Source organism: Flavobacterium endoglycinae (assembly GCF_017352115.1).
Classification (GTDB): domain Bacteria; phylum Bacteroidota; class Bacteroidia; order Flavobacteriales; family Flavobacteriaceae; genus Flavobacterium; species Flavobacterium endoglycinae.
The window spans coordinates 4,265,001-4,279,131 of the sequence record NZ_CP071448.1 but is presented as its reverse complement, the minus strand read 5'-3'; the positions used below and the strand labels follow the sequence as shown (position 1 = coordinate 4,279,131).

The window sequence follows — 14,131 nt, the reverse complement described above, 5'->3', positions numbered from 1 at the left end:
TTATGAAAATAAGTATAAAAAATAAGTATAAAAAACTGCTGCCTTTACTTGCATTGACAGCTTTATTTAGTGCTTGTTCAAAAGATTTTCTCGAACAAGATCCGCTTTCATTTTACGAACCTGAAACAACATTTTCTACAGAATCTGGACTTCAGGCAACTTTAGCACAGTGCGACAAACAGCTGCGTAATTATTACGTTCACTTTGGATTTTCAGGCGTGAGCGTGCCTATGGGTACAGAATATATTTTTTCTGATATGGCACAATATGGAAAAACAGATACGAGTCCAACAATTGCTGATTATGCTAATACTATTGTTCCAACTGGAGATTTTAGAAGAGATGCAGGCGGTGAATCCATTTATCTTGGTTTTTTCTGGGATGAAGGATATTCTGGAATTAAATCTGCCAATACGGTATTAACATACATTGGCAATGTAAAAGGATTATCTGAAGAAGTTAAAAACAAATATATTGGGCAGGCTTATTTTCATAGAGCATTCCGTTATCTTCATTTAGTTTATCAATTTGGAGACATTCCATTAATTACTAAAGTTTTATCAGTTCCAAAGCAAAATTATTCTTCCACAAAAAAAGAAGCAATTATAGAAATGATTACAGCCGATATGGAAAAAGCGGTAGAATGGGTTCCAGAGCAGTCAAAACTAGGTTATGTGGGTATGATTAGCAAAGGCGCCTGTCGTCAGCTTTTAATTAAATGTTATTTGGCATCTGGCAGATTTGCTGATGCAGAAGCGCAAGCTAATATTTTAATTAACCAGTCAGGTTATGCTTTAATGCAGAATAATTTTGGAATTTTTGATCCGGGAGGAAACCCTACTGCATGGCCTATTACCCGAAATGTTGTATGGGATTTACACCGACCTGAAAACAAAGTTATTGCTGCTAATACCGAAGCAATATTGGTAGCGCCAAATGGCGGAGCACAATCATTTTTGGCATTTGCTTCTATGCGAATTTATGGTCCTAACTGGAACGATGCGAATTTAGTTACTCCTGATGGTAAAAAAGCAGCAGAACGTTATCCTTTAAACAATGCTAAATATGAAGCCAGATTTGATTATCAAAGAGCGCTTGGACGTGGTATTGGTACTATCAGCGGTTCTTACTATTCACAGACTCCTATGTGGGTGGTAAACAATGTTGAGGATAAAATAGACCTTAGACATAACAGCACAGTGGGAAACTGGGTAAATATGGAAGATCTTAAATACAATGATAAAACATCTGCATTCTACAATACCAATTTTAGAATGAAAGCCGCAAACGGTTCATTATTAGCAAAAGATTCAATTAGGGATTGGTTTGATTTTCCTCATTATAAAATCTTTTATCATGATGTGGTAGCCGAAGGAAATCCAGCAGCAAATGATTTTCAAGGAGCAACAGCTGGAGCAAGTGCACACATGTACATTTATCGTTTGGCAGAAACCTATTTATTGCGAGCAGAGGCACGTTTTTATCAAGGTAATGTTTCTGGAGCGGCTCAAGATGTAAATGTGGTTAGAGCCAGAGCAAAAGCATCGCAAATGTACAGCACGGTAACTATTGGTGATATTTGTGCAGAAAGAGGACGAGAGCTTTATACAGAAGAATGGAGAAATGTAGAATTAAAACGTATTTCGCACTGTCTGGCTCTAAGCGGTAAACCTGATGAATGGGGACATACTTACAGCGTAAACAATTGGGATAAACAATCTGGAAAAGATGCAGCTGGAGGAAGTTACTGGTGGCAGCGTATTGTTCACTACACCCTTTATAACAAATATCCATCAGGTATTTCTATTGCTCCTGGTGTAAAGTTTTACAGTATGGACAAACGTAATAATTACTGGCCAATTCCAAACTATGCAATAACGGCTAATATTAAAGGCCAGTTAAGCCAAAACTTTGGTTATGATGGTTATAATGAAAGCGTTAAAGTTTGGGATAAATGGCAGGATGCTGTTGAGGACGAGAGTAAAATTTAATATTTATGTTAATTAAATCAAGAGATTAAGACATTCAAAAAGTAAAAGCGAGTTAAGTAAGTTTAACTCGCTTTTTTTTATGAGACCAATTCTGCAAATAACTACTTCTATTTAAGGATCAATACTTTAAATCTTTTTTAAACACGCTTTAATTTGTCAATACATTTTTGTGCAAATATCTTTTTGAAAGTCTTAAAAATCCATGTAAAATGCATACTCAGGATTTTTGTGTACGTAAAAACGGACTTTATTACTCCTCTTACAAACTATTAATAATCAACTTTGTAACGTTAATTATTGATCGCTGCAATCATAACTTAAAGCATTAATAAACAACAAAATAACCACAACCTTACGTTCTGTCAAATTGTAAGAACATCTAAAATCAAACCACTGATTTTATTTGCATATCTATTATTTACTAATTATTAATTATTTACTAACCTTTAAAATTTTAAAAATGAAGAAATTCTTAAAATTATCAAGTTTGCTATTTATTACAGCATTAGTGTTTAATTCCTGTGAAAAGGAACAAGATTTAAATGAGCCACAATCTGGTGCTGCTCAAAAAGAAGCACCACAACTCGCCAACAAAGCCGCTGAGGCTAGTGCCGCTTTGGCCGGCAGCGCCGGCGCCAGAACAATTACCTTACAAACAAATACATTGTCATGTCCTGGTGGATTATGTACTTCTTACGGCGTTTGGTCTACAGGTGTTTACACCGTTTGGTTTCAAATGAAATTTAACAATGGATTTTACTGGAGCCGAGGCGGTAAATGCGGATATGGTATTTTAATTGGTGACCAAAATACGGGTGGTGATCCGGGATGGGATGGTAATGGCGGTAGTGCGAGATTTATGTGGTACTGCCCAAATGGCTCAAATACTGCTAAAGGAAGCGGCGCTTATCTTCAGCCTTATGTGTATTATAGAGATCAGCCTGGACAGTATGGAAATGATTTTGGAAAAAAATACTACATACAAGAAGGTGTTACTTATAACTGCCAGATATCGGTTAAATTAAATACGGGTTCAAATACAGATGGATATGTAAAATATTATGTAAATGGCACCGAAATATTAAATCAAAAAATTCGCTGGGTAACCAACGATTCTAAACGAAATGTAAATGCAGTAAGCCTTCATACTTTCCGCGGTGGAAGCCAAAGTTACTGGACAGCTCCTGTAACAAGCTCTATTTATTATCCAAGTGCTTCTTGGGATGCACAATAGCATTTAGAGATTTAAGATCAATATAATCAAAACTTCGATGCTGTATAGTTCATAAAAGCATCGAAGTTCTGATTAATTTAAAACTTTCTTATAATTCTTTTTTAAAACAAATACTAGTTTCTATTCCAGCATATTGTCCGTAATTTTCCGTAACACGATAGGCACTTTTAGTGTATAAGGCTACTGCTTCAGTCTGCACATTGCTGGTTTCTAAAACGGCAGATGTATAATGTAATTCTTTAGCCCAAGTTTCGAGTTCTTTTAAAATTGTATAGGCTACTCCTCTTCCTCTATATTCGTCAGAAACAAACATACGCTTTACTTCAACAGATTCGCTGTCAAACTGTTTTATTGCCCCGCAACCTACTGCAACACCGTTTATATAAGCAATAATGACGTGCTTTATAGCATCAACCTTATTAAATTGATTAAAGTACTCCTGCATATCACCATTTCGGCTTGCTAAGTTCTCATCTAATTTTACAATTAAATTTGCGAAATCTGTATTTTGGGAAGTCGTTCTTATAAGTTTAAGATCTTCTGTATATCCATATATTTTCATATCTGTTAAGTTCTCTTCTCTTTTTCTGTAGTCTTTTTTTAAAAGTCCTTCATATACAAATCCTGAACGTTCAGCAACTTTAATACTGGCAATGTTTTCTTCGGCAATTTTCATAAAAAGTCTGTTAAACTTTTTCTTTGCAAAACACCAATTTTTAAACGCAATTAATGCTTCGGCTCCATAATTATTGCCACTATGTTTTTCAAAAATAAAATAAGCCAGTTCACCTTTGGGTATCCTCCAATCAATCTCTCTCACTGATATATGACCTATAAATTCGTTGTTTTCTTTTAAAAATATACCACAAGCGTAATTTTTGTTTTCTTTCCAATCTATAACTTTCTGCTCCATATATCTTTTTGCTGACTCCAAACTGTCATTAATTTTTATCATGTTGGCAAAGTAATCATACAAATATTCACGATTATTAGTTATGCTTTTAAAAAAGTATTCTGAATCTTCGAGTTTATAAGGTCTTATTAGAAGATTTTGGGTTGTTATCATTTGCAGTGTTGTAGTTTGATTTTTTTCTAGGGATAAAACTAGGCAAAAAGCTGATGTCTAAAAATGCTATTTTTTTATTAGTTAATGCGTTTTTTGCATTACGATTCTTTTAAACACGATCACCCCATCAAACCAACTTATTTTTAATTTCTTTATACTTAGAACGGCCAATTGGCAGTAATTCTCCGTTCTTCAATTGCATACTGTACTTCCCGCCTGCTTCTACTACAATTTTCTCGGCTTGTTCCCAGCAGAGTATATAAGATTTATGTATTCTTTCAAAGGTTTCAGGAAGTAGTTTTTCTAACGCTTCAAGTGATTTATCATGCAGTTCAATTTTAGTATTTGCCAAATGCAATTCGGTATAAATTCCGGCTCCTTTTATGTATACGATTTCAGAAATAGGAATAAGTTTGAAAGTCTTTGCTTTTCTTACGGCTAAAAAACGCGCATTACCGCTGGATTGTTTTCCTTGAACAGTATAACGTGTAAAAGCTTGCGCCAATCTGTTTTGATCAAAAGGTTTCGGTACAAAATCCAAAACACCATAATTAAAAGCAGTAATCGCTTTATCTGTATAAGCCGAAATAATAATGGTTTGAAATGGGCCGGCAACAAATGTCTGCAGAATTTCAAAACCATCTTCCCCATTCAAATTTAAATCTAACAAGAGCAGATCAATTGAATTTTGCTCAATAATCGAAAGTCCATTTTCAAGAGAATCGGAAAGCAGAATCTGCACGTTTTTATCAAAAAAATCACGTGTCATTCTTTCAATTCTTTTCGCAATGCGTGCTTCATCTTCAATTATTAGAATCTTCATTTGATATCAAAAATTTTAATGATAGTTTCCCAGCCTTTTTCTACAGCATAAGATTCAAAAGACCAATTTTCGCCATAACTTTCAGTCAATCTGGCTTTAATATATTTAAAACCTGTTCCCGTTTGCTTATTTTTTTTAGTCTGTCGATTTTGGGCAAAAGTCAATAAAGTATATTGTTTAAAATGTTTCTCTTTGCTAAATTTTAAACAGAATACAATACAGCCTTGCTTTGGGGGAAGACTGTGGGTGATTCCATTTTCAATAATCGTATGAAAAACAGCTGGCGGAATAGTTTCGTTTTCATTAATTCCTTCTTCCTGCCATTCGTAACAAATTTCTTTGCGAAAAGACATTATTTCCAAATGTCTTCGGCATAAATCAATTTCTTGCCTAATGGGTATAAGGGTATCTTCGGCTATATCATTCATAATATCAAATTCTTCTGAAAGAGCACGAATAAAAACTACCCCTTCTTTTGGCGATTCTTCAATCCAGTCAATTAACGAGGTTAAAGTATTCCGAAGAAAATGAGGCTGGATATTTTTCTTCACCAATTCTAATTGCAATCTTGAAGAAAGCAGCAACGATGCATTATGAGCTTCTTCTATCGCCTTTGCACGTATCGTGTGCAGATAAAGCATGCAAAGCACTAAAATGGTAAAAGCAATAAACAATCCGAAATCGTAAAACATAAAATAATTTACCATAACACCCGCCAATAAGCCCGCAACAACAATTAACCCGCCTTTTTTCCTTTTAATTGCCGCATCAAAAGCAATTACAATAGAAAAAAATCGGGCAGTAATGGTAAAATATGCCGCAGAAACATCATAATGACCATAATAACCAATATAAACTGCTAAAAGAGTAAGAAATAAAAGACCTAAAATCAGCTTCTTTCTTTTAAATTCAAATTGCAGCATAAAATACCACGGCACAAGCATTGAAATGGAAAAAGTGAGCCAGCCGATGATTTTTAAACGGGTATAAAATTGGTTATACGGAATGTCTAAATAATACTTAACATATTCGATGATTAACAAACAGAAGAAGAGCAGACAAATAATTCCGAAAAGCAAAACTGCCAATTCTTTTCGAGTACTATTTACATACAGAAAAAAATAATAAATAGCGGCAATGAGAAAACCACCAGCCATAATATTCATAAAGGAAACCACAACTAGCGGTGAACGATGAAGGAGCAAATAATCCTTAAGTTTTACATCTATACGACGTTCAGCCTCTCTATTGTAAACTTGTGTACCCATTAAAGAAACAGTGTGCATTCCCAGATTAGATAACTTTTTTGGTATCTGATAATAGGTTGTTTCTGTTCCGGGCACTTCTGCATGTCCTGATTTTGCCATTTGACCATTTCTCCCCACTAAAACACCATCCCAATACACATCAAAAGCACCGAAAGCGTTAATCTGAAGCCCTAAATATTCAGAATTTTTTTTACGCTTTTGTATCTCCACATTTGTTTGGAATTTAAAGCTGGAACGCTCAGGTTTTCCCCAATCCATCTGTTGGTGATCGTAGTCCACTTCATAGGTCACATCGGATGTAACGTAGTCCTTGTAATACGTACACGAGCTAAAAATCAGAAGAAGTAAAACGCTGAAAAAGTAAGATTTATACATAAGATAAAGATAAAATAAATATCCAATTGAAAAATGCATTTGAGAAGTCTATAGAGCCGTTTGCATGTTTTCAGAAACTGCCCTTTCTTTTATCTGCTAATCTTGTAGTATCAAATCAATCAAAAAATGAAACAGTCAATCATCAGTTTTTTAATTTTATGTATTCCTCTTTGGGGAATAGGACAGCAAACCTCCATTTCTGGTAAAGTTCAAGACCATGCAACCCAAGAAGCATTGGCATATGTAACGATAACAGTTCAAGACAACACCTCAAAAACAATCACTGCAGGTGTTACAGACGATCACGGTGTTTTCAATCTGGAAGGGATTTTAACGCATCCCGCAACAATCTCTTTTAGTTATACAGGATATCAAAATTATGCTCAACCTTTGGAAATCATCGCCGGAAAATCTAAAATTGAATTAGGAACTATTAATTTAATTACCGATGCCGTGCAATTAAAAACAGTCGAAGTTAATGGCCAAAAATCGAACATTAGTTTAAAACTCGATAAAAAGGTTTTTGAAGTTGGTAAAGATGTGCTTTCGCAAAATGGTTCTGCACACGATGTCCTAAACGGAGTTCCTTCTGTTGCTGTAAGTCCAGCTGGAGCCATAAGTCTAAGAGGTAATAGCAATGTTTTGGTATTAATTAACGGAAGACAATCTGGTCTTACCCAAAACAATGCACTCGATCAGATTGCCGCTGACCAAATTGAACGAATAGAAGTGATTACCAATCCTTCATCGAGATATGATGCTGCAGGTTCTGCCGGTATCATTAATATTATATTGAAAAAAAACAAAAAAAGCGGTTTTAGCGGTCAGGTTCGATTAGTGGCAGGTTCGCCAAACGATAGCCGGCTGAATCCGAGTATTAACTACAAATCAAACAAAATCAATATTTTTTCTAATTTCAGCATTCGTTCCAGTGATTATGAAGGTATGTATACCACCAATCAGTCAACCAACACCAATAGTTCTCCAAATTATATGGATCGCAAACAAAATGAAGATCGTCACGATGATGGCAAATTACTTTATTTTGGAGCTGATTATTTTATTAATGAACATCAAACTATTACGGCAGCTTTTTTAAAGAATGCTACACATGATAATGATAAAACTGATTTGTTTTACAATTACAGAAGCAATCCAAACAATACTGAACCAGATAGTCTTTTGACACGACACGGAAAATCATTAGAAAAACGCGATTACAGCCAGTTTGAATTTAATTATACCCGAACGTTTATACATAAAGCAAAAAAATGGACTATTGATGTTCAATATGATTGGTGGAACAGCGATAAAAAATGGAATCTTTCTACACAACGTTTGCTCCCAGAGGCCTTCATTTATCCAAGCATACGAACCAGATCAACAGGAAACAGCAAAGATTTTCTTGCCAAGAGTGATTTCATTCAGCCAATTGACAGCACTGCTATTTTAGAATTTGGAATTAAGACTGAAATCCGAAAAGTTTCCAGCGATTATTTAGCCGAAGAACAACAAAATAATGACTGGATTATTTACCAGAATATTGATAATGACTTAAATTACAATGAAACCATAACAGGAGCTTATGCACAATTCAGCGACAAAATCAACGCATTTAATTATATGCTGGGTTTAAGAACGGAGTTTACTGATATATCCATTAAAGATCTCAAAAACACCTATAATGATGAGAAAAATTATAATAAGCTATTTCCAACAGTTAATTTGAGCTATAAGTTTGATGCTTCGACTTTGCAGTTAAATTACAGCAAACGTATAAGACGTCCTTCATTATATGCTTTATATCCCTTTAATGAAATCACGGATTTAAATGCACAATACATTGGAAATCCAGATCTGAATCCTTCTTATACAGATGCGTTTGAAATGGCGTTTCTTAAAACTTGGCAAACATTTACTTTGAATCCTTCGGTTTACTATCAATATGAAAAAGGTTATATTCAAGATTTTACGTATCGTCAAGATGATATCTTCTTAACAACACCTATCAATATTGATTACGAAATACGAAGCGGTGTTGAATTATCGACGTTATACAATCCGTATAAATGGCTTCAGATTAATGCTGAAATAAATTACTATCATTTCAAACAAAAAGGAAATTATATGGGAGAAAACCTCGATTACAGCAGTGAAAATTTTACAGGACGTTTAAGCTCGCAAATCAAACTGCCTTCTAAATTTAGTTTTCAGGGGCGTTATAACTTCCGCAGTGCAAAACGTAATGCACAAACTACAAACCAAGCTTTACAATCGATTGATTTTGGATTAAGTAAATTATTGCTGAAAGACAAAGCAACTATTGTTTTTGACGTTACAAATGCTTTTAATCTTCGTCAGAATAAAAGCATTACCACCGGAGATGATTATGTTATTAAAGAAAACAGCATTCCAAATGCAGCAAGATATCGTTTAAGTTTTGTGTATCGTTTTAATCTAACAGATCCAAAAGTAATCAGACAAGCGAACAGCGCCAATCGCGACTAGAAATTTCATTTTTAAATTACTTAAGATCTCCTTACTTCATTTTTCTAGCCTTATCAGCTGTTTCTTAAAATAATAAACTGATAACTTTTTGAAATGATTATATAACAAAAAAGAGAATATAGAAAGTAAATTTGGATTAGACAAAAAGTATTAATTATGAAAAAGCTTGTAATATTATTGACATCACTTTTTCTTTTTTCATGTCAGCAAAAAGAGAAAACCAGCATTCCTGTCAAAACAACTGAACCCAACGTTGTAAAGGAAGTTAAAGAAGAAAATACACAAAACGGTGATACTATTTTTATGAATTCTAAGAATGATAAAGAGGTATTTGAAGCCGAAGCATCATTAGATTCCATCCATCCAAGACTATATGTTAAATTCAAGAATGAATATGATGGTGAATTAAACGGAAAAATTATTCCTGAAACTGAAAAAGCCAACATCCGTTTTAATCAAATCATTTTTCCTGATAAAACTTCAGATGGACCTTTTGGATCGGAATTAAAAATAGACGTTAAGCAGAAAGGCACTTACATTTTGGTAATTGGGCATTCTCAAATGGCAGAAAATCCATATTGGGGGAAATTTAAAATACAACTTGAAACCAAAAAGAATGCAAATGTTCAATAAAAGGAGGCTGCTTCACAATTATGAAGCAGCCACTTTTATATTTTGTAAAGAGCACTCCAATTCAGTTTTTTTTAATATAAATAATTCAGAGCAGTAACATCGTTAGAATTGAAAGCTCCTGTCTCATTTGAGCCAAAGCACGCTCTCATATAAGATGTTGAATCATACCCTGTAGGCGTACCTGGAATATGAACAGCGCCAACACCAGCTGTTCCTTCATTTGAATTTTGTCCACAGCTTTGACGGCTGAACCAGTCTGTATGACGTAAACCAATACAGTGACCAATTTCGTGAGCCGCAACGTGTGCATTTACACCAGTTGAATAAGTATCTAAACCAGAATATAAAGTAACTGAATTGTAAGGCGCTCCACCAGAAGGGAATCCGGCTACTCCACCGGCAGAACCGGTTTGTCTTCTTACAACAATATTAGCACCAGAAGTGCTTGAGCTAAAAGTCAACGTAAAATTAATAGACAATCCTAAATTATTGTATCTATTAATAGCAGCCTGAAGTCCTGCACGCATATTGGTACTCAATGCTGATGTACCAGTTCCTGTTAATCCAACAACTTTAATCGTTCTTGGAGCAGAAACTAAATTCGTGGTCCGGTATTGTTCTGTTGTAATACCTCCATGAAGATCCATTTTATTTAATTGATCTTTTGTCATAACAATGCACCCTTCAATCAAGAATGCATCTTCTGTAGTACCATCCAGATTTGTATTTTTGATCACCTGCACATCTTTGTTGTTTAGTGATAGTGAACTTATTTTATCTAACACATCTTGTGTTACTTTTAGAGACGCATCATTTGACTGAACTGCCTCATCTTCTTTATTGCATGACATTAGTACTAGCGCTGTAAATACGAACGCTAAAATTGATTTAAATTTTTCCATAATAATTTTTTTGATTGTTAAAAATGTAATTTGATAAATAGGGGTCTTTACAAAATATTTAGTAATATTTAACATCAAATTTATATTATTTTTGATATTAAAATACTTACAAAATAAATAATTTAACATTTTTAACACATTTTATTAAATTTAATCGTGTTAATATTTTTAAATAATTATGCGATAATTCTTATGAAGCCTCTAGAATCAAGAACTCACGTAAAAAACTGTATTATATGTTAAAATTTCATTTAAAAGGTGATTTTCGTCTAATGACTTCTAAAATTTACCTTAAAATTTTAAATTTCCTTTAAAATTGAACAATAAAAAAACTCAACTTCTATGCCAAATGAAAAATCATATTTTTTTTACAAATAATTTAATAAATTTGATTTAGCCACAAATTATAAATAGTAAAAACAGATAAATGAAAACACGAATTATATTTCTTTTTTTTATGATATGCACAATCTGTTTTTCACAAAATTCTGAGAAATGGCAACAGTATCTAAAAAAGGAAAGTGAAACAAAATCTGAAAAATACTATTTAACCACTTTAAAAATTGCATACGACAACAAATACAAGATTATAAAAAAACTTGATACTGTTTTTTGCATTGTTGAAAATGAAAATCTTAAATCGAAACGCATTAGTACAGAACTACTTGAAGTAAATAATCTATGGAAATTACCCTCAAATTTCTCCAATAGCAAAAAAGAAAACACATATGTAATTGCTTCTGATAGCATTACGACTTTAATTGCAGATCTAAAATCAGTAAACATTTCTGATATTAAAATACTGGATAATAATCTTGTACTCTTAAAAAGTGATTCTCAAAAAATTACAGATAAAGTAATAGTTTTGAATAGTGTTTCTTCGATTTCACTAGAATCATTGCTTCCAAAAGCAGAATCCAAAATAATAGACCAAAATTTTACCATCAACTATATCAACAAAGCAAATGCTAATTTTCCTCTTTTAACAGGCGACAATCAAATAATTTCGATCAAAGATGATCTTTTTAATGTAAATGATATTGATCTCGTAAATAAGCACGTTTCTTCGTCAACACAATCTTCTATTGTATCAAGTCACGCAACAGATATGGCTACAATTGCTTCTGGATTAGGAAATAGTTCTGCCTTAGGGAAAGGAGTCGCCCCAAGAGCAAAATTGCAATCATCTGATTTTTTGAATATCTATCCTGATGAAATAACCACTTTAGAAGGTGCTGTCACTCAAAATCACTCTTACGGAACAGTAATTGAAAATTTTTACGGTTCGCTAGCTAATGCGTACGATGAACAATTGCACTTAAATCCTAATTTGACACATTGCTTTTCTTCTGGAAATTTAGGAGTCGAAGGTTATAAATCACTTACAGGTAATTTCAAGCAGTCCAAAAACAGCATTACAATAGGCTGCATTGATCAAAATGAAATAATTATGCCCTTTTCATCAAAAGGTCCAGCGTATGATGGCAGAATAAAACCTGAACTAGTAGCATTTAGCACACAAGGAACTTCAAATTCTACAGCTTTAGTTACAGGAATTATAACATTAATGAAACAACATTACAAAAATCTAAACAATACAGCTTTAACCAACTCACAAGTAAAAGCCATTTTAATCAATAGTGCAAAAGACTTAGGTAATATTGGTCCCGATTTTAAGTATGGTTATGGAAATATTAATGCAGATAAATGTCTCAAGACGATTACTGACAATAGAATTATATCTGATAATCTAGCATCTGGTCAAACGAATTCTCATAATATCACACTTCCGTCAAATGCAAAAAATTTAAAAATCACGCTGGTATGGAATGATTTACCAGCTCCTATTAACAGTAATATTAGTTTAGTGAATGATTTAGATTTAGAAGTTATATCGCCTGAAAATCACGTTTTTTTTCCATGGATTTTAAATCCTGACTCCCCAGAACAACAAGCAACAAAAGGAAAAGACAAGATTAATAATATTGAACAAATAACTGTAGAAAATCCTTCCTCTGGACTTTATACGATTTCAATTATTGGATCATACATTGCAAATGCATCTCAGGATTATAGTATTGTTTACGAATACGAACTAGAAAATCAATTTGAATGGAATTATCCTGTAAGCCATGATAATTTCCCATACGACGGTAAAACAATTTCGCCTTTCAAATGGAATTCTTCATTTTCCGAAAATCTTGGAAAATTGTCAATAACTTACGATAACGGGCAAAACTGGGAAATTCTCTCGAATAATGTAAATCTCAACAGTGGCCAATTTGCTTACACACCGTCAGAAAAGAAATTCTCAAAAGCAAAATTGAAAATGACCATCGATAACACTGATTATATTTCTGATGACTTTACAGTTTCTTATGATTTAGACATCACAACTGCCTTAGTTTGCGATGGCACAACTGAAATTAATTGGTATAAACCTTCGGATGTTACTGCGTTTAACATTTATCAGCTTGTCGGAGATCATTTAGAATTTAAAGAACAAATAACAAACGCTGATTACGTATACACCGATGGAAATATCTATACCGTTGTTCCTGTTTTTAACAATACTGAAGGAATAAAAAGTGAATCAACATTACAATATTCTGATAATTCAAATTGTTATTTTGAAACCGCTTTAGCTGAAGTTTTTGAGGAAAACAAAATAAAGGTTAGTACTAGTCTTTTCAGCTTGTACAATATCAGCAAAATCGAAATAATAAAAATGCTTACTACTTCCGAAGAAGTTATTGGTACAATAGACGACATCGATTCCAAAACACTTTCTTTTCTAGATACCACACCAATAAAAGGCACGAACAAATATAAAATAAACATCATTTTAAAAAACAACCATATAATAAGCTCCTTAGTTTTTGATACTAATTACTTAGCTGATGATTTGTTTTTTGTATACCCTACAATATTAACCAAAAATGAAGAATTAAATATTGAAACCCAAAAAGAGCACGAAGCAAAATTCTATCTGTATGATATGAATGGGCAAACTGTTTTTACTTCTCCATTGTTATTAAAAAACAGCAGCATCAGACTTAAAAATACTGCCACCGGAATTTATATCTATAAAATAGTTACAAATTCAGGTGAAGTACAAACTGGTAAAATTGCAGTATTATAACTTTATGAAATTACAACTGATTTATTGATTCTTTTTTGCTTGATAAATTGATAAAATGAACCTGCTATAAAAAGCAAAAGCAGAATTAAAAGCGTTTTACCAATTACAGGATCAGTAATATCCTTAGCTAAAGGATGACCAATAGGAATACGAGTAAAAGTTTCATTTACAGTAGGAACCAGAGACAAG

10 protein-coding genes (1 of these 10 running past the window's edge) are annotated in these 14,131 nt (G+C 33.2%); 5 read left to right on the top strand and 5 right to left on the bottom strand.

Annotation, left to right across the window (positions count from 1 at the left end):
* The first annotated feature begins 2 nt into the window (after positions 1 to 2).
* Positions 3 to 1,991 (top strand): RagB/SusD family nutrient uptake outer membrane protein, encoded by a 1,989-nt coding sequence (locus J0383_RS19050; protein ID WP_207295545.1) that lies wholly within the window; start codon positions 3 to 5, stop codon positions 1,989 to 1,991.
* A gap of 460 nt (positions 1,992 to 2,451) precedes the next feature.
* Positions 2,452 to 3,225 carry a polysaccharide lyase gene (locus J0383_RS19045; protein ID WP_207295544.1) on the top strand — a complete coding sequence of 258 codons (774 nt, stop codon included), beginning with the start codon at positions 2,452 to 2,454 and terminating at the stop codon, positions 3,223 to 3,225.
* 88 nt (positions 3,226 to 3,313) lie between these two features.
* Here J0383_RS19045 and J0383_RS23805 read toward each other — a convergent pair whose 3' ends face one another.
* The 3 genes from J0383_RS23805 to J0383_RS19030 form a co-directional block, all read right to left on the bottom strand.
* Entirely contained in the window at positions 3,314 to 4,291 is a 978-nt protein-coding gene (locus J0383_RS23805) for a GNAT family N-acetyltransferase (RefSeq protein WP_207295543.1), read from the bottom strand.
* A 127-nt stretch (positions 4,292 to 4,418) separates the two neighbouring features.
* Positions 4,419 to 5,114, bottom strand: coding sequence for a LytR/AlgR family response regulator transcription factor (locus J0383_RS19035; RefSeq protein ID WP_207295542.1), 696 nt, complete (start codon positions 5,112 to 5,114; stop codon positions 4,419 to 4,421).
* Positions 5,111 to 6,757 (bottom strand): histidine kinase, encoded by a 1,647-nt coding sequence (locus J0383_RS19030; protein WP_239023101.1) that lies wholly within the window; start codon positions 6,755 to 6,757, stop codon positions 5,111 to 5,113. Before J0383_RS19030 ends, J0383_RS19035 begins: the two co-directional genes overlap by 4 nt.
* Before the next feature lie 126 nt (positions 6,758 to 6,883).
* On the opposite strand from J0383_RS19030, the gene J0383_RS19025 reads away from it, so the two are divergent.
* Positions 6,884 to 9,265 carry an outer membrane beta-barrel family protein gene (locus J0383_RS19025; RefSeq protein WP_207295540.1) on the top strand — a complete coding sequence of 794 codons (2,382 nt, stop codon included), beginning with the start codon at positions 6,884 to 6,886 and terminating at the stop codon, positions 9,263 to 9,265.
* Between the two features lie 156 nt (positions 9,266 to 9,421).
* Entirely contained in the window at positions 9,422 to 9,898 is a 477-nt protein-coding gene (locus J0383_RS19020) for a hypothetical protein (protein WP_207295539.1), read from the top strand.
* Positions 9,899 to 9,969: 71 nt separating this feature from the next.
* On the opposite strand, the gene J0383_RS19015 is transcribed toward J0383_RS19020, so the two are convergent.
* A complete protein-coding gene (locus J0383_RS19015) occupies positions 9,970 to 10,800 on the bottom strand; it encodes a M57 family metalloprotease (protein WP_207295538.1) in 831 nt (276 codons plus the stop codon).
* A gap of 457 nt (positions 10,801 to 11,257) precedes the next feature.
* Here J0383_RS19015 and J0383_RS19010 point away from each other — a divergent pair, with 457 nt between their 5' ends.
* Complete coding sequence (locus tag J0383_RS19010) at positions 11,258 to 13,942, top strand: S8 family serine peptidase (RefSeq protein ID WP_239023100.1); 2,685 nt, start codon at positions 11,258 to 11,260, stop codon at positions 13,940 to 13,942.
* A 2-nt stretch (positions 13,943 to 13,944) separates the two neighbouring features.
* On the opposite strand, the gene J0383_RS19005 is transcribed toward J0383_RS19010, so the two are convergent.
* Positions 13,945 to 14,131, bottom strand: partial view of a hypothetical protein gene (locus tag J0383_RS19005; protein WP_239023099.1) — the final stretch only. 353 nt of this gene lie beyond the right edge of the window; only the last 187 of its 540 coding nucleotides appear in the window; its start codon lies off the right edge, out of view; its stop codon occupies positions 13,945 to 13,947.

Coding starts and splice junctions, on each gene's coding strand:
- J0383_RS19050 (WP_207295545.1), top strand. CDS start 3: ATGAAAATAAGTATAAAAAATAAGTATAAAAAACTGCTGCCTTTACTT.
- J0383_RS19045 (WP_207295544.1), top strand. CDS start 2,452: ATGAAGAAATTCTTAAAATTATCAAGTTTGCTATTTATTACAGCATTA.
- J0383_RS19030 (WP_239023101.1), bottom strand. CDS start 6,757: ATGTATAAATCTTACTTTTTCAGCGTTTTACTTCTTCTGATTTTTAGC.
- J0383_RS19010 (WP_239023100.1), top strand. CDS start 11,258: ATGATATGCACAATCTGTTTTTCACAAAATTCTGAGAAATGGCAACAG.
- J0383_RS19035 (WP_207295542.1), bottom strand. CDS start 5,114: ATGAAGATTCTAATAATTGAAGATGAAGCACGCATTGCGAAAAGAATT.
- J0383_RS19020 (WP_207295539.1), top strand. CDS start 9,422: ATGAAAAAGCTTGTAATATTATTGACATCACTTTTTCTTTTTTCATGT.
- J0383_RS19025 (WP_207295540.1), top strand. CDS start 6,884: ATGAAACAGTCAATCATCAGTTTTTTAATTTTATGTATTCCTCTTTGG.
- J0383_RS23805 (WP_207295543.1), bottom strand. CDS start 4,291: ATGATAACAACCCAAAATCTTCTAATAAGACCTTATAAACTCGAAGAT.
- J0383_RS19015 (WP_207295538.1), bottom strand. CDS start 10,800: ATGGAAAAATTTAAATCAATTTTAGCGTTCGTATTTACAGCGCTAGTA.